Source organism: Marinomonas transparens, from assembly GCF_016463975.1.
GTDB classification, from domain to species: domain Bacteria; phylum Pseudomonadota; class Gammaproteobacteria; order Pseudomonadales; family Marinomonadaceae; genus Marinomonas; species Marinomonas transparens.
Map to the genome: position 1 here is coordinate 41,113 of NZ_JAEMNX010000022.1, position 13,100 is coordinate 54,212.

Genomic DNA, 13,100 nt, shown 5'->3' on the forward strand with positions numbered 1-13,100 from the left:
CTACACTCCTATCCAACCTGCAACAGTAATCACAATCATCATGGGAATACTGATGTACTTCAATATGTTATACCACCATTTAAAATGGCCGGCCTGCTTAGTCACCTTCTCATTTTGCAACATGGAACGAGGGATAAACCAAGCCACCAAAACAGACAATAAAATGGCCCCAAATGGTAACAAGATCAGAGAGGTTAATTCATCTAATAATTCAAAAAAGTTAAGATCAAACAGAACCTTGTTGTCCCAGTGATTAAAAGACAACAACACCACAATACCAATAAGCCATGCTGCAATACCTAACAGCAAAGCCGCCTTAAAACGATCGATGTAAAATTTCTCATGCATCCAAGCAACAAATAACTCAAGCATTGAAATGGCAGACGTTAACGCAGCAATCACCAACAGAACGAAAAACACGCCACCAACAACTTGGCCGGCAGGTAAACTGCCAAAAATAATAGGCAAAGACACAAAGGTTAAACTTGGCCCAGCTTCCACATCAATATTCAAAGCAAACACAAGAGGGAAAATCACCAACCCAGCTAAAATCGCCACCAGCAGATCCACACCAACCACAATGGTACAGGCTCGAGCGATAGACATACGTTTATTCATGTAAGCGCCATAGGAAAACATAGCCCCCATCCCTACACTCAAACTAAATAAAGCGTGACCAATGGCCGACAACACCACATCAAAAGTAATGTCCTGCCAAGACCAATGGAATAAAAAAGCCAATGCTTCAGAAGTGTTGCCAATAACAAGCGAATAAGTTGCCAATACAACCAATATAATAATAAGTGAAGGCAACAAAATACGAACAATCGCGGATAGTCCACGAATCACCGACTGACCAACCGTCAACACCACCAACATCATAAAGATAGAATGCCAAAGCAGCATTTCCCCCGGCGAAGCTAGCAAGGAATCATACATACTCGCCGCACCCTCATGACTAATACCCTTAAAGTCGCCTGAGACAGCACGCTCCAAATAGCCAATCGACCAACCCGCTATCACGCTGTAGAAACTCAATATCAAAAAGCCTGTAATACCTGCGATCCAAGGGGCAACCACCCAAGCAGAATGAACAATACGGCGTTCACTAAGATCATTAACGGTATCAATAGGATTAGAGCGAACCGTACGCCCCAACGCCACCTCGGCCATCAATACAGGCAAACCAACTAATAACAAACACAAGCAATACACCAACAGGAAAGCGCCACCGCCATTCTGACCGAGCAAATAAGGAAACTTCCAAATATTCCCCAAGCCCACTGCGGAACCACTGGCCGCAAAAATAAATATTAATGGACTCGACCAGATACCTTGTAAACATCGACTTTCAGGCATAAATTACGCTCTAAATTAAGCAAGTATCATTTAATAATAGGGGTAAAAGATCGGGATGACTAATTCCTTCTCAAATCCCACAAATACATTTGTATTAACCGATACGAATTTTCTAACATTCGGAGGCATACCTCAAGAAAAGCATAGGTTTTTGCCCCTATCGACCGTATAATTTCTAACTATGAGTAAAGTAAAGAAAAAATCCAACAGTACAGGCACCATTGCACTTAACAAACGCGCGAAACATGACTACTTTGTCGACCAAAAGTTTGAAGCGGGGCTTGTTTTAGCGGGATGGGAAGTAAAAAGCCTACGAGAAGGCAAGGCTCAACTAGTCGATTCCTTCGTCATCATCCATCAAAACGAAGCATGGCTGGTAGGTGCACGCATTACGCCATTACTAAGCGCGTCCACACACGTTGTATGTGAGCCCATGCGCCAGCGTAAACTACTACTAAACCGCAAAGAGCTTGAGAAAATAATTCAAGTGACCGAGCAAAAGGGCAAAACCTGTGCAGCCATGGCGCTGTACTGGAAAGGAAACAAAATCAAGTGTGAAGTCGCACTGGTAACCGGTAAGAAAGAGCACGACAAACGTGACACAGAACGCAACCGCGACTGGGCACGAGATAAAGAACGTTTAATGAAGCACAACAACAATTAAGCACAACATAAAACGGCACAGCCAAACTACTGTAAAGTGAAGATACTGCGCACTTTATATGTTATCTCTAGCGCAAACTCTAGGTTTCCGTTAGAATCGCGTTACTTTTTGGGGGCGACATGGTTTCGACGTCGGTTACAAACCCAAAGGTGCATGTCGAGAGTGATGCGTGATCTCGTAAATCCCCCGCATCAATTTAATAGTCGCAAACGACGAAAACTACGCTTTAGCAGCCTAAACCGCTGCTAGTGTGCTGCCCTCAGGTTGCTCGTAGCCAGAGACTCTGCAGTATCATAAATTACGAGATGCTAACTGATGCCCCGCCTAGGGATAAGGTTCTAAGACTAAGTAGGCTCGCCATTAACACCCTGTCCTTCGGGCGGTTCGTGGTCAAATAATAGAAGTGACTATGCATGTAGAGCCGATGGCAGAGGACTGACGGACGGGGGTTCGATCCCCCCCGCCTCCACCACTTAAGCGATTGATTTTAAAAGGGTTTGCACTTTTTAAAGTTAATCCGACACACAAACGACACACCGTTTGTAAGTCACATAAAAAAGAGAGCTAAATTAGCTCTCTTTTTTTTCGTCTTCTAATCGCTTTATTCGAATATGATAATTCCAAAGAATATAGCTTAAAAGCATTACTGAACTGTTTGCTCCAGTCCCTGTTATTTGATTAATTAACTCTAAATCCATTAATCCACCATTTCCGCTGCAAATTCACCCGCCGCATTACCAGCGGTTGTTGCAACTGGTGCTGGTACATTCAAACTAATTAAAACAACCGTTACGACAGACCCTGCCAACCATTTAACAATTTTCCCTTTAAAAAACTTCATGCTGTTAATTCCTTTATTGAATTGTTGATATACCAAGTCGAAAACGGCACCGCGCCTATCTCAAAGTGGATGATTGCTTTTACCAGTTTTGGTAATTTTTCTTTTACGCTGATTTGTTCATCAGCCCCCACACCCGCCGCACTCGCTACGCTGTTTATATAAGCGTCCGTTGGGTTTTCATGCGCTGGAGCATATCGAGAGATAAGACCGCGCACGGTGTTTAAGCCGTAGAGCTTTTCATAATTCGTTAGCAGCTTGGCCCCTGCTCGTATTCCGTATGAATAGCTTTTAAAGCTTTCAAAGGTAGGGTCATCACCTTGTACTTTACCGTCCCATGCAATGTTCGTTTTCACGACATTCATAGGGTTTTTGTTGCGCATACCACGCACGTTATCCACTGCTAGCATTTTGCTCCCCCTGTAGATCAGATAAGCCAGCCCAAGACCGCCAAGGGTTAGAACTGCTTTATTCATTGTTTAATGTCCTTACTGGTATCGAATGCAATATAGAAAAGTGACATTTTTCATTGTTGTTTCCGTCGCACCCGAACTGTTAATAGAATGAGTGTGATTGCCATTCACATTGATTGTATGGGTGTGTTCTCCAGCATAATCCGTATACATAACAGTTCCTCCTGCCCGCGCCGTATCAGGAGCAACGCGAGGGGTATTGTCATTTGGCGAACCGACAATTCCATGCCTATGATTACCCGCTGCTCCCATAGAGTGACTGTGATTGCCAGCCGCTCCCATAGAGTGACTATGTGCCCTGTTGTTATCTCCTTGGTAACGTCCTAGTGTTGGCGCTGAGTCCAACCCAGCGCCATTATCAAAGCCGCGACCAACTACGCCCCTATGGTCTGGAATGGTGAAGGTAGTAGAGCCATTCCCTGTACCAAATTGACCACGCTGCTTACTGGCTTGATCTACAATATTTCCACTCGCTTGCGCGTATTCCCAAAGCCGCCAAAAGGTTTCCCTGCTTAGCTCTGCACCATTGGCCTTAATGGTGTTTTCTGGTGGTACTGAAGAAGCGTATTTTTCAATACGTCCCACACCGCCGAATTCCATGGAGCGTAGAATTTCAATCTCAGCATTAACGTTTTCAATGTCCTTAATAAGCTTTGCACTTCCAACAAAATAAACGGCCATTAGAATTCCTCCAGAACGTGAATAGAAATCGTCTCACCTGAAGGATTCCAAACTTTAACCGCCGCGCTGTGGTGCTGTGCAATCTCTCCCATTAAGCCGCCACCACAAGGCAAAATTGCGCCTGTGTTAGCCGTGGCGCTTGTGTGACTAATGCGGCAAAGCGTGGTCTTTTCAGATTCAGAATACCCCTGTACTAACAGACGTTTACGATTGACACGCCCCGCGATGGTTAAAGAGCTATTAGCAGATAATGCATACTCACTTGTCACCATGTTTAAAGTGGCAGCGCTTTTGATTTCTGGTAACTCAGAAACAGCAACAGACGAGCCGGATACATCAACTAAGGGCATTTCAGAAACCGCCACAGACGAGCCGGACACATCAACTAGGGGCATTTCGGAAACGGCAACCGCACCAGACACCGCCACAGATGAACCAGACACATCAACCACAGGCATTTCGGAAACGGCAACCGCACCAGAAACCGCCACAGACGAACCGGACACATCAACCACGGGCATTTCGGAAACAGCAACCGCGCCAGAGATAGCCACAGACGAGCCGGACACATCCACCGTATTGATAATTTCAGCACTGATGGTGGCACCTTCAAACAGCTTACGAAACTCACCCTCACAGATAATCACATCAGCAACTAGCTCTGTATCACCTTTATTCTGTATGCTGATTTCGTTAAATTTTGGAAACCGAACCTGACTACCACTTGGAATTTCAGCGCGCTTTCCACTGGCTTGCAGCTCCAATGAATGCGCGCCATCCAGATAGACAAACGATTCCCCAGTAATTGAAATCAACGTTTTTTCAAACGGCTGTAACTGTATTTTCATGCTTTACGGCTCCCTATCATGACGACAAAGCCAAGCATCACCACGGCTAAAACGGCCCCAATGGTGTAAACCATTTTTGTTGATCCTTCGATCACATCAGAAGAGCCGCCCGTTGCTAATGAATTAGCCAAGTCTTTAATGGCTAAGGTGGAATTGGCCGCATTCACGCTATTTTGATTAACTAAAGATTCAGCGAATTCAAAACCGCTTTGCGTTGTCTCGTTTGCGCCTTCTATTGCGTCCGCAGCAAAGCCAATTGTCTGGCCTGCTAAATCACTGTTTTTATCAAGGGCGTACTTGGTTACATCTTCGTTTGAATCAACCACATTTCCAGCGAATTCAAGCGCACTGTCACCAAACCCAAACGCTTGGCCGCTCTGTTCGCTCGCAAAATCGAAAGCACCTTCTACCGCGCCGTGATCAGTTGTGTAGACTGTATTATCATTACCCGCAACCACTGCACCGCCAGTCTCGATACCGTTTAAGCTGTAGTTGGCAACATTGTTTGTTGTGCTGTTTGAACTGTTCGACCTACTGCCCATCAGCGCCCCCAATATCTACTTTATAGACTCGCTCTTGCTCCACACCACCGAAGCCATAACCGCAGTACAAGCGATGTACTGCGGGGTTTTTCGTGTGATAGCGGATAGAGGCAAAGCCAAAAGCGCGAGCCTGATCAATCAAGAACGGCCCCACTTCTTTCATACCTTTACCACCCACACACAAAATCACTAATTGGCTCCCTTCGGGAAATGATTCACCGCGAGTGACTACCCATAAATCGACGTTTTCACCTTCCAGATGGTAAAGGTGGCTGACACCTTCATTCACTTCTTTCTTGATGGTTTCAACATCTTCACCACACGAACCACATAGGTTTTTAGCTGTGTCTTCTGTCCACGATTTACGAGTCGCTTTCATCGTTTTTTACCCTTCATCATGAACCAGAGCACGGCCAGAACCACCGCACCAATGATGTAAGGCGTGTAGTTTGGCGAATCGTTGTAACCGCCAAATGAAAAGCCGCCTAGTGAGTTGTTACCACCTTTGTTTGATGAACTGGCACTAGATGACGGGCTAATGCCACCGCCGCCTGTGTCAACACCACCCACACCGCCAGCTAATTGACTTGCTCCAGCCATTAAGCCACCCCCAATTTCTTAGAAACAAAAAACGAGATAACCGCGACGATCAGCGACTTGAATAAGTAAGAAATAAACGTCATCAAATCACCCCCATTTTTTTAAAACCAAAATAAGCAAACACAGCAATTAACAACCACATAATCCAGCCGTAATTACTACCAGACCACCAACCCAGACCAAAACCGCCAGCACCCGCCAAGAGGGGTAATAAAAATAGTGGCATCACTTCCCCCTTAGCATGAGTGCAAAAAACAACAGGACAACAACCAAAACCCCGCCGCCAATTAAGAGCGGCGTATTTGATTGAGCCGATGCATAAACAACGGTTTCACCTGTATTTGTTTGGGCACTAGGAATTGTTGTGGCGTTATTACCTGCCGCGCTATTCTCTTGCGCCGCTGACTGCTGATAAGTTGCAGGGGCTGGCTCGCTGTCTTCAAACAACGAACCAGCGGCATCTTTGTAAACCGTAGATACGGCGCTTTTTGCATCATCCCACCAACCCATAAATAAAGCCCCCTACGCTTGCAGCGTATTAACCTGTTTTATGGATTCAACGAGAATCGGAACCGCCGCCGCTGTACCTAGATCCAGACGAAATACAAATTCCGACACCTTGCCAGTATTCAAAACGTCCGCCATTTCATACCCGTAAATTGTCGGGTCGAAAGTGAAGTAACCAGTTTGAGGAACACGACCAACACGCACTTGCTGAAACTCATAAACGCCTTTGCTTGCATCAAACAAGGTTGTCCCGTCTCGCTCTAAGACCAAGCGTGAAATATCACCTTTAAAATACATTCGACGTAGATTAACTTTGTCGCTGGATGGGAAATTAGGGTAATCATTCAAGCCTGTAGAATTGGCCTGAAAGATATGCGTTTTAATATTTGGTTCCCAAATTCGTCGAGCTTGTGCAAACGTACTATAGGAAAAACCACCCAAAGACAAAGCGCCTGTACCATCAGCAATTTCGATTTCTAAGGTGATATTTTCACCTTTCAAAGTAACCAAACCGCCAAAGTTTGCGCCGTTCTGATTTTTTGCCGTTGGATTAGTAAACGGAATCACAAAAATACCCTTCTGTGTAAGCACACCATCATTGTCAAAAGTGGCTTCTTGGATATGATGCTTTTTGTATTTTTCCATCATCACCAAGTCAGCGCCTGATACCTGCACAATCGTTTCACCGTTTAGAATCACATTGACTTGGCGAATTTGCTCCGCTGTCAAAGAGGTTTCTAAATGGATTTCTGTATAAGTAGGGCCTGCTGGCAATGCAACGGAAGCTTTAGAACCCCATGCAACACCGTTTAAGCCGTTTAATCGTTTTAGGACTTGAAGCATTATTTTTTACCCCTATCCTATGGCGTCTTCGACGGCGTCCACGTTATTTGAAGCCCACACAACACCAGCCGCGACTAACAGCGCGATAATGGCAATGGGAGCGTATTTTTTTACGTTCATGTTTTTTTCCTGTTCGAGTTAATAAATGTGTTTTGAACAGGTCGAAAATTAGCAAATCGCTTTAGGCTTCCGTCAAGCAAAAAAAAAGCCCCGATACCTAAAGGTATAATGGGGCTATTTATCCTTATTTTTTGCACAAAGTAAGTGATTAAGCGGCGAGTTTTCGAAGTTTGCCTTCATCAAATTGGCCTATGTTGTGGTCGTCTGTTTTCATCAAATAATGAAATTTTGGTAAAGCAATAATCTTGTCCACGGGTAGCCCAATCTCTCTAGCGAGATAAACGGCGTCTTGTTCTCGTTGCTGCTTGCCTACCCATTTAATAGAACATTGGCCCATAACCGTTTTAGGCACTTCTTGCCCACGCTGGAAAATACAAATAGCGTGAATACCAAACTTCCGGCCACCAGTGAGGATTTCACCAAAAGCCCCGCGAGCCGCGCCGCTTGTGGTCACACACTTGGCTAATTCTTCAAAAACAACCTTTAACGGCTTCTTATGGTTACCGTCTCCAGCGCCCCAAATTACCCGAGAAAACGCCTCTAGATTCTTAGCATTTGCACCATCTTTAGGGCTATAGGCAATCTTAAAGCCTCGCCCCGTCTTGGTAGCGCGAGCCGAAAACAAAGCACGGGCAAACGCCGCTAACGAGGTGTAGCGGCGTATTTCACGACCACATAGCGCTTCATAATCCAAGTAGGGGTCAAACAAGGCCACCTGATCCGTGGCATTGATGACACCCACTTGCTTTACGCCTGTTGTTTTACCGGAACCAGAGGAACCGACAAAAAGCGCATGTTCTGCACTTAATCGGTTGTTAGGGTTTTTAGGTTGTAAGATCATGCGGCCACCCTGTCACCGTCTTGTTGGTCACTTTGCCGCTTAGCCTCAGCTATTGCCGCATCTTTTGCTTTTAACTCTTTGGCCGTGCTCACCCCCTCAGACACTAACGAACCAACAGCCATTGCGGCCTTAATTTCTGGCTCGTACTCTACCGCCCAAGCAGGTATCAACGCCCCATATTTAATTAAAACAGGGGCTAGGTTTTCAACTGCATAATCTTTTGTACTAGCAGTAAATTCAAAATCAGGATGAATAACCCGTCTCAATGTAAACTCAATCATTGATAAGCCACCCAATGCCGTCATTTTTGCGGCTTGCTCGTCTTTTTCTGCTTGCTGCTCTTGCTCGGCTTCCTCGGCTTGGGTTTGTTCAGGGTCAAGGTCTTCTATTGCCTCTTCTGCTTCCAGAGACTTCAAAAAGTCCTTTTGATCATCTGGTAATTCACCGCCTGTTTGATCTTCGATCATATCTAACTGCTCTTCGCTCATATATCCACCTTATAAACTTTTGATTCTCTATTAAGTACAACGTCATCTTCTTGACCAACGTTCACATAGATAACTTTGTCGCTGTAAACAGCACAGCAAGAACGGTAATTACCTGAATAAAAAAGCCGCTCAGGCTCACCATATTTTTCAATCAACTTAAAAACCTTGTCTCTTGTTAACGCAAAAACCATATTCATGCTGTTTGTCCTTTAGGTTTACGAGTGGCAAAAATAGCCGTAATAACCGCCGCCAGTAATGCCAGTACGCCAAGCAAAACAGGGGGAGCCGTAGGCATATCTTTAGGCTTATCTATAGGCTTCTTTTTAGGTATCGGGTCGGTATCCTCCGAAACGCTGGAAGCCGCATTCTGTGTTGGTATAGCGGCGTTTTCTTCGGTATCGGATACCGTGGGTTTTTCCGCTGGGGTTTCCACCTCTTCACGGGATACCTTTAGGCTTTCTGATAGGTGTTTTTGACGTGCTAAGCCGCTGCCTTGGTTAGTGCCACAAGCCGGACATTTTGTGTAAAGCGTGGAGCGTTTACCGCCTGCTTGCCACACCTCGGCCACTTCTGAACAGTGCCGTTCTGGACACTGGATAAATCCCTTACTAATCGCCATGGTGTAAAGCCCTCTCTGCTAGTTCAGTAATGACTTGATCATTCAAAAACGCCACGCTCTGAAATTGCGCCGCGACCCCTTCAAGGGAACTAAAACCGCCTGTCATTAAAGACATTGGGCTTAAGCCTTTAAGCCCATCCATCGATTTCATCAGCGCCGCTTGTGCGGTTTCTCGTTTTTGCATAATTTCCTGTAGTTCTGTGTTTTCCATTTTTTAAGTCCTTTAAGGTTGATAGTTGGGTTGATACGGGGGGCTAGAACTGCCCCGTGTACAGTTATTGACACAAGTCCAAGGAACGGCTGCGCCGTTCTCTAGAGCCAAAGAGCCAGTGCCGACCCGTTGAACAGTCCACTCGTATAGGCGAGTCACAACGACATCAGCGGCACGACATACGCCTTTAATGGACGCGACCATTTCCCCAAACTGGTTTGGCTCAGGTTCCGAGTAATGAGGTTTTAAGGTTTGGTTACGACCAGCGAATACGCCGCCCATTAAGGTGACGAATTTAGACCAGTCCGCACGATTGGCGGCATGGTAAATATCAGGGAAGGCTTTAGGGGCCGCATTCACCCCAAGACGGCGCAATTCACGCCAGACTGTGACCGACGCACCGCCGAAAAATTGAAACTGCCTAATCCGGTTTAGACGTGCCCACGCTGTAATGCGTTGCGCGGCATCTTTACCACTGCGCCCCGTTTCAAAATCGGTGTCTATGTCTTCACCATCAATATTCTTAGCCACGTACTTAGCCGCATAACCCGCTGCCGTTCCCTTGCTTGGGTCGATCTTCACCACAGTAAAGCGGTGTTCTGCCGCGCCTCTTTCTTTGCCGTCTTCTTCCATGGCATAAGCACGAAACGCACTTAAGAAATGCGCGGCGTTTTCGGGTTTAACAAAGGTAATTAGGTGCCAGTGTGGGCACCCGTCATGGTGGGGCTCGACAGTACGTAAGCCATAAAAAGGAATGCCGTGATTCTTGCAATACGCCCTAAAGCGTTTCCATACCCCATTAAGGTAAGCATGGGCATCACGCACCGTAGGACAATCAGCCTTTAGGTATTTGCGGTTGCGTCTGCCGTTGCTGATCGGGTGATACTTAGACGGGCAAGTAATCGTAATAAAATACGATTCATGCCCAAGGTAAGCGGCCATTTCTTCGAAACCACGAATACGGACCATCAATTCCGCTTTACGGTTCTTAGGGTTTGAAATGCCTTTTTCTGAAAGTTGCGCCAAGGTGTAAGACTGTCCTAAATCGTTCACCGCCTCCCAACCTTCGAGAAAAGCACGATTGTTTTGCAATTGCTGACGAAACTTATTTAACGCCCAACTAGAGGCATAAGGCGAAGCGTGGCGGTGTACTTGGCCGCACTCTCTTAGAATTTGCTCGACAATAATCCATTGGCGTTTTGCTTGGCGTTTCCACCACTCAGGCGTCACCATACGCAGCATTAACGCGTTTACCTTGTCGCTGTCTTCCCAATCATCAAACAGCGCCCCCGCCATGGTCGCTTGCTCTTTCAGGAAGGCACGAACCGCCCCTGCCCCCTGCTTAGTCGAATATTGCGCAATGCCTATTTCCACATCACGGCTTACACGCTCGGCCCATTTTGCCAAGTCTTCCCCGCTTAAATCGGTGATGTACTGGTCACAATAGGTAAGGCGAGCATTCACACGACCTAACCAACGATTAGCCAGGACATAACCCGCCTTTTTATCCAGACGGGTTAACTCGTTTTCAATCACGGTTTTTAAAATAGAAATGCTTTTCAGAATGCCGGCACGCCACTTTATGCACTCAGCCGTTGGAGTCGTTAAAATCATTACTCCCAGTCCCCACAAAAAAATGGCTTAACCATCCACGCTCTAATAATCTTAATAGAACGCTCATCCATAACTTGCATGGCTTTAATAAAATCAAACTCAAACATATCCGAGTTTCCAAACCACACAGCCGCATAGAAACTTAGTAGGGCTGATTCGCCTTCTGTATCCTCAGAAGAAAGCAAACGATTTATAGCCCCACCTAGCGTTCTTTGCTTACAAACACCCTCTTTAATGTCCCAATATTTCTCAAACTCAGGGCATAAAGAGAGCATCTTAAAAAATCGACTTTCGCTTTCAGGGTTAAACATTCGGCATACCCTCATTGAACAGAGTAATTTCGTATTGGTTGAACGTGGTTTCAGTCGCAGTAGTGGTTCTGGCCTGAACAACTTCATGCGAAGGATTCATAGCGTGATAGGAACAGGCAAGCCGTTCCTCTAGTGGCTTAGGTGGGTATTGCATCATCCAGCCTAAAAGCTGTTTTCGTTGCTCCTCTAAAGCTGCCATTCTTTACTCTCCTTTAACTTCGCTTCAGCATCAGCATTGGCCTTGAGTAAAAATTCATTTTGTATAAGCTGACTTCGCAAGCTTTCACGCTGTGCCATTAGCCAACCTTCACGCCAAAAGATAACTAGGAAGTCTTTGTAAGGGTCAGGACAACCATAGAAAGAAACACCCTCGTGATAATCATTAGATCCGTTCTTTTTTATGTATTCAGGTGTAAGCATGAGTCCCCCCTACCTATTCCATGGTTTTGATTCAACTAAACGGCGTGTTTCTTCGATCACGTTGACGAACAAATCACCTTTAGGGGAAAACTTGTGGCGCGCCATTTGTCGGTTATAAAGGGCGAGTTTGACCACGTCTTCATCCATGCCCGTGCGCTCTGCCCATTCCTCCCTTGTGCAATACGGGGCAGACACTTCCACCACGACACCATCAGGAAAATGAACTTTCATTAATTGAATAGGCTTTCTTTCTTTGATTTTTTGCTCTTTTTTATCTGGTTTTGTTGCCGCCATGTTCCTATACTCCATAGTTTTATGTTTTTGTTCTGAATAATTCAGAATATTCAACATTTGAATACCTACAAGTGAAAAGTATATTTTGTGTCTTCTTTTGTCAACACAATATTTATTCATTTGTAGACTTTTATTTAAAGGGTATAAATATGGAACTCAATGCAATAGAAATCGTAGATAGACTCATTACTGCCTTTAGCGCAAAAAATGCAGCAGATTTAGCAAAAAAAATAGACTCAACGTCAGCAATAATTTCAGCATGGAAAAAACGAAACACCATCCCCTACAAAGAGGTTTACGAGACATCAAGAACAACAGGCTATTCAATGGATTGGATATTGACAGGACAAGGCATGAAGCAAACAGACAAGATTCAAGTCATCCCAGAGGACAACGATTACTGCCATATTTCCCAATACAGCATCGAAGCCAGCGCAGGACAAGGCGCACTTGTGGAAGCGGAAAACATAGACCAGCATTTGGCCTTTAAAGAATCATGGTTAAGAAAATCAGGCATCAACCCCGCGAACCTAATCGCCATTTATGCCCGTGGGGATTCCATGGAACCCACCATTTTTTCGGGTGACTCGTTAGTGATCGACAAGACCAAAGACACAGTCACCAGTGACGGCGGCGTGTATGTCATCAACTACGATGGGGAGTTATTCGTTAAGCGAGTGCAAAAACAGCTAGACGGCTTGGTTGCCATCACCTCGGACAACAAGAACTACCAACCCATGACCATACCTATTGAAGGCTTAACCAAACTTAAAATAATTGGTCGTGTTGTATGGTCAGGCCATCCAATGATTTAGGAAAGGAGCATA

23 protein-coding genes and 1 other RNA gene are annotated in these 13,100 nt (G+C 45.4%); 3 read left to right on the forward strand and 21 right to left on the reverse strand.

Annotation, left to right across the window (positions count from 1 at the left end):
• Positions 1–1,359 carry a sodium-dependent transporter gene (locus I8J31_RS16305; RefSeq protein WP_199469649.1) on the reverse strand — a complete coding sequence of 453 codons (1,359 nt, stop codon included), beginning with the start codon at positions 1,357–1,359 and terminating at the stop codon, positions 1–3.
• Positions 1,360–1,540: 181 nt separating this feature from the next.
• Between I8J31_RS16305 and smpB the strand changes: the two genes are divergently transcribed.
• Both smpB and ssrA read left to right on the forward strand, forming a co-directional pair.
• The gene (gene smpB, locus I8J31_RS16310; protein WP_199469650.1) at positions 1,541–2,023 is read left to right on the forward strand and encodes an SsrA-binding protein SmpB; all 483 of its coding nucleotides are present in this window, start codon (positions 1,541–1,543) and stop codon (positions 2,021–2,023) included.
• 110 nt (positions 2,024–2,133) lie between these two features.
• Positions 2,134–2,495: a transfer-messenger RNA gene (gene ssrA, locus I8J31_RS16315) on the forward strand.
• A gap of 225 nt (positions 2,496–2,720) precedes the next feature.
• On the opposite strand, the gene I8J31_RS16320 is transcribed toward ssrA, so the two are convergent.
• From I8J31_RS16320 to I8J31_RS16415, 20 genes are all read right to left on the reverse strand, one after another.
• Entirely contained in the window at positions 2,721–2,864 is a 144-nt protein-coding gene (locus I8J31_RS16320) for a hypothetical protein (RefSeq protein WP_199469651.1), read from the reverse strand.
• Positions 2,861–3,337 (reverse strand): structural protein, encoded by a 477-nt coding sequence (locus tag I8J31_RS16325; protein WP_199469652.1) that lies wholly within the window; start codon positions 3,335–3,337, stop codon positions 2,861–2,863. Before I8J31_RS16325 ends, I8J31_RS16320 begins: the two co-directional genes overlap by 4 nt.
• Positions 3,338–3,349: 12 nt before the next feature.
• Positions 3,350–4,015, reverse strand: coding sequence for a hypothetical protein (locus I8J31_RS16330; RefSeq protein ID WP_199469653.1), 666 nt, complete (start codon positions 4,013–4,015; stop codon positions 3,350–3,352).
• A complete protein-coding gene (locus tag I8J31_RS16335; RefSeq protein ID WP_199469654.1) occupies positions 4,015–4,863 on the reverse strand; it encodes a hypothetical protein in 849 nt (282 codons plus the stop codon). The genes I8J31_RS16330 and I8J31_RS16335 overlap by 1 nt, the downstream gene beginning before the upstream one ends.
• Entirely contained in the window at positions 4,860–5,405 is a 546-nt protein-coding gene (locus tag I8J31_RS16340) for a hypothetical protein (RefSeq protein WP_199469655.1), read from the reverse strand. The genes I8J31_RS16335 and I8J31_RS16340 overlap by 4 nt, the downstream gene beginning before the upstream one ends.
• Positions 5,395–5,784 carry a hypothetical protein gene (locus I8J31_RS16345; protein WP_199469656.1) on the reverse strand — a complete coding sequence of 130 codons (390 nt, stop codon included), beginning with the start codon at positions 5,782–5,784 and terminating at the stop codon, positions 5,395–5,397. Before I8J31_RS16345 ends, I8J31_RS16340 begins: the two co-directional genes overlap by 11 nt.
• Complete coding sequence (locus tag I8J31_RS16350) at positions 5,781–6,005, reverse strand: hypothetical protein (protein ID WP_199469657.1); 225 nt, start codon at positions 6,003–6,005, stop codon at positions 5,781–5,783. The genes I8J31_RS16345 and I8J31_RS16350 overlap by 4 nt, the downstream gene beginning before the upstream one ends.
• A gap of 82 nt (positions 6,006–6,087) precedes the next feature.
• Positions 6,088–6,231, reverse strand: a complete 144-nt coding sequence (locus I8J31_RS16355; RefSeq protein ID WP_199469658.1) for a hypothetical protein — start codon at positions 6,229–6,231, stop codon at positions 6,088–6,090.
• Positions 6,231–6,515, reverse strand: coding sequence for a hypothetical protein (locus I8J31_RS16360; RefSeq protein WP_199469659.1), 285 nt, complete (start codon positions 6,513–6,515; stop codon positions 6,231–6,233). Before I8J31_RS16360 ends, I8J31_RS16355 begins: the two co-directional genes overlap by 1 nt.
• A gap of 12 nt (positions 6,516–6,527) precedes the next feature.
• The gene (locus I8J31_RS16365) at positions 6,528–7,355 is read right to left on the reverse strand and encodes a major capsid protein P2 (protein WP_199469660.1); all 828 of its coding nucleotides are present in this window, start codon (positions 7,353–7,355) and stop codon (positions 6,528–6,530) included.
• A 268-nt stretch (positions 7,356–7,623) separates the two neighbouring features.
• Positions 7,624–8,316 carry an ATP-binding protein gene (locus I8J31_RS16370; protein ID WP_199469661.1) on the reverse strand — a complete coding sequence of 231 codons (693 nt, stop codon included), beginning with the start codon at positions 8,314–8,316 and terminating at the stop codon, positions 7,624–7,626.
• Positions 8,313–8,804, reverse strand: coding sequence for a hypothetical protein (locus tag I8J31_RS16375; protein ID WP_199469662.1), 492 nt, complete (start codon positions 8,802–8,804; stop codon positions 8,313–8,315). The genes I8J31_RS16370 and I8J31_RS16375 overlap by 4 nt, the downstream gene beginning before the upstream one ends.
• Positions 8,801–9,001: a hypothetical protein gene (locus I8J31_RS16380; RefSeq protein WP_199469663.1), complete on the reverse strand. Its 201-nt coding sequence runs from the start codon at positions 8,999–9,001 to the stop codon at positions 8,801–8,803. Before I8J31_RS16380 ends, I8J31_RS16375 begins: the two co-directional genes overlap by 4 nt.
• Entirely contained in the window at positions 8,998–9,423 is a 426-nt protein-coding gene (locus I8J31_RS16385) for a hypothetical protein (RefSeq protein ID WP_199469664.1), read from the reverse strand. Before I8J31_RS16385 ends, I8J31_RS16380 begins: the two co-directional genes overlap by 4 nt.
• Positions 9,413–9,634 carry a hypothetical protein gene (locus I8J31_RS16390; protein ID WP_199469665.1) on the reverse strand — a complete coding sequence of 74 codons (222 nt, stop codon included), beginning with the start codon at positions 9,632–9,634 and terminating at the stop codon, positions 9,413–9,415. The genes I8J31_RS16385 and I8J31_RS16390 overlap by 11 nt, the downstream gene beginning before the upstream one ends.
• A 12-nt stretch (positions 9,635–9,646) precedes the next feature.
• Positions 9,647–11,248 (reverse strand): replication endonuclease, encoded by a 1,602-nt coding sequence (locus I8J31_RS16395; protein ID WP_199469666.1) that lies wholly within the window; start codon positions 11,246–11,248, stop codon positions 9,647–9,649.
• Entirely contained in the window at positions 11,248–11,559 is a 312-nt protein-coding gene (locus I8J31_RS16400; protein WP_199469667.1) for a hypothetical protein, read from the reverse strand. Before I8J31_RS16400 ends, I8J31_RS16395 begins: the two co-directional genes overlap by 1 nt.
• Entirely contained in the window at positions 11,552–11,758 is a 207-nt protein-coding gene (locus I8J31_RS16405; RefSeq protein ID WP_199469668.1) for a hypothetical protein, read from the reverse strand. Before I8J31_RS16405 ends, I8J31_RS16400 begins: the two co-directional genes overlap by 8 nt.
• The gene (locus I8J31_RS16410; RefSeq protein ID WP_199469669.1) at positions 11,746–11,979 is read right to left on the reverse strand and encodes a hypothetical protein; all 234 of its coding nucleotides are present in this window, start codon (positions 11,977–11,979) and stop codon (positions 11,746–11,748) included. The genes I8J31_RS16405 and I8J31_RS16410 overlap by 13 nt, the downstream gene beginning before the upstream one ends.
• Positions 11,980–11,988: 9 nt before the next feature.
• Positions 11,989–12,273: a hypothetical protein gene (locus I8J31_RS16415; protein WP_199469670.1), complete on the reverse strand. Its 285-nt coding sequence runs from the start codon at positions 12,271–12,273 to the stop codon at positions 11,989–11,991.
• A 149-nt stretch (positions 12,274–12,422) separates the two neighbouring features.
• On the opposite strand from I8J31_RS16415, the gene I8J31_RS16420 reads away from it, so the two are divergent.
• On the forward strand, positions 12,423–13,088 hold the full coding sequence (locus tag I8J31_RS16420; RefSeq protein WP_199469671.1) for a LexA family transcriptional regulator: 666 nt from the start codon (positions 12,423–12,425) through the stop codon (positions 13,086–13,088).
• The last annotated feature ends 12 nt before the right edge of the window (positions 13,089–13,100 follow it).

Bases quoted from the DNA above. Each gene is read 5' to 3' on its own strand.
- I8J31_RS16345 (WP_199469656.1), bottom strand. From the start codon at position 5,784: ATGAAAGCGACTCGTAAATCGTGGACAGAAGACACAGCTAAAAACCTA.
- I8J31_RS16305 (WP_199469649.1), bottom strand. From the start codon at position 1,359: ATGCCTGAAAGTCGATGTTTACAAGGTATCTGGTCGAGTCCATTAATA.
- I8J31_RS16390 (WP_199469665.1), bottom strand. From the start codon at position 9,634: ATGGAAAACACAGAACTACAGGAAATTATGCAAAAACGAGAAACCGCA.
- I8J31_RS16365 (WP_199469660.1), bottom strand. From the start codon at position 7,355: ATGCTTCAAGTCCTAAAACGATTAAACGGCTTAAACGGTGTTGCATGG.
- I8J31_RS16385 (WP_199469664.1), bottom strand. From the start codon at position 9,423: ATGGCGATTAGTAAGGGATTTATCCAGTGTCCAGAACGGCACTGTTCA.
- I8J31_RS16410 (WP_199469669.1), bottom strand. From the start codon at position 11,979: ATGCTTACACCTGAATACATAAAAAAGAACGGATCTAATGATTATCAC.
- I8J31_RS16415 (WP_199469670.1), bottom strand. From the start codon at position 12,273: ATGGCGGCAACAAAACCAGATAAAAAAGAGCAAAAAATCAAAGAAAGA.
- I8J31_RS16340 (WP_199469655.1), bottom strand. From the start codon at position 5,405: ATGGGCAGTAGGTCGAACAGTTCAAACAGCACAACAAACAATGTTGCC.
- smpB (WP_199469650.1), top strand. From the start codon at position 1,541: ATGAGTAAAGTAAAGAAAAAATCCAACAGTACAGGCACCATTGCACTT.
- I8J31_RS16370 (WP_199469661.1), bottom strand. From the start codon at position 8,316: ATGATCTTACAACCTAAAAACCCTAACAACCGATTAAGTGCAGAACAT.
- I8J31_RS16420 (WP_199469671.1), top strand. From the start codon at position 12,423: ATGGAACTCAATGCAATAGAAATCGTAGATAGACTCATTACTGCCTTT.
- I8J31_RS16320 (WP_199469651.1), bottom strand. From the start codon at position 2,864: ATGAAGTTTTTTAAAGGGAAAATTGTTAAATGGTTGGCAGGGTCTGTC.
- I8J31_RS16375 (WP_199469662.1), bottom strand. From the start codon at position 8,804: ATGAGCGAAGAGCAGTTAGATATGATCGAAGATCAAACAGGCGGTGAA.
- I8J31_RS16380 (WP_199469663.1), bottom strand. From the start codon at position 9,001: ATGAATATGGTTTTTGCGTTAACAAGAGACAAGGTTTTTAAGTTGATT.
- I8J31_RS16400 (WP_199469667.1), bottom strand. From the start codon at position 11,559: ATGTTTAACCCTGAAAGCGAAAGTCGATTTTTTAAGATGCTCTCTTTA.
- I8J31_RS16350 (WP_199469657.1), bottom strand. From the start codon at position 6,005: ATGGCTGGAGCAAGTCAATTAGCTGGCGGTGTGGGTGGTGTTGACACA.
- I8J31_RS16330 (WP_199469653.1), bottom strand. From the start codon at position 4,015: ATGGCCGTTTATTTTGTTGGAAGTGCAAAGCTTATTAAGGACATTGAA.
- I8J31_RS16325 (WP_199469652.1), bottom strand. From the start codon at position 3,337: ATGAATAAAGCAGTTCTAACCCTTGGCGGTCTTGGGCTGGCTTATCTG.
- I8J31_RS16355 (WP_199469658.1), bottom strand. From the start codon at position 6,231: ATGCCACTATTTTTATTACCCCTCTTGGCGGGTGCTGGCGGTTTTGGT.
- I8J31_RS16395 (WP_199469666.1), bottom strand. From the start codon at position 11,248: ATGATTTTAACGACTCCAACGGCTGAGTGCATAAAGTGGCGTGCCGGC.
- I8J31_RS16405 (WP_199469668.1), bottom strand. From the start codon at position 11,758: ATGGCAGCTTTAGAGGAGCAACGAAAACAGCTTTTAGGCTGGATGATG.
- I8J31_RS16335 (WP_199469654.1), bottom strand. From the start codon at position 4,863: ATGAAAATACAGTTACAGCCGTTTGAAAAAACGTTGATTTCAATTACT.
- I8J31_RS16360 (WP_199469659.1), bottom strand. From the start codon at position 6,515: ATGGGTTGGTGGGATGATGCAAAAAGCGCCGTATCTACGGTTTACAAA.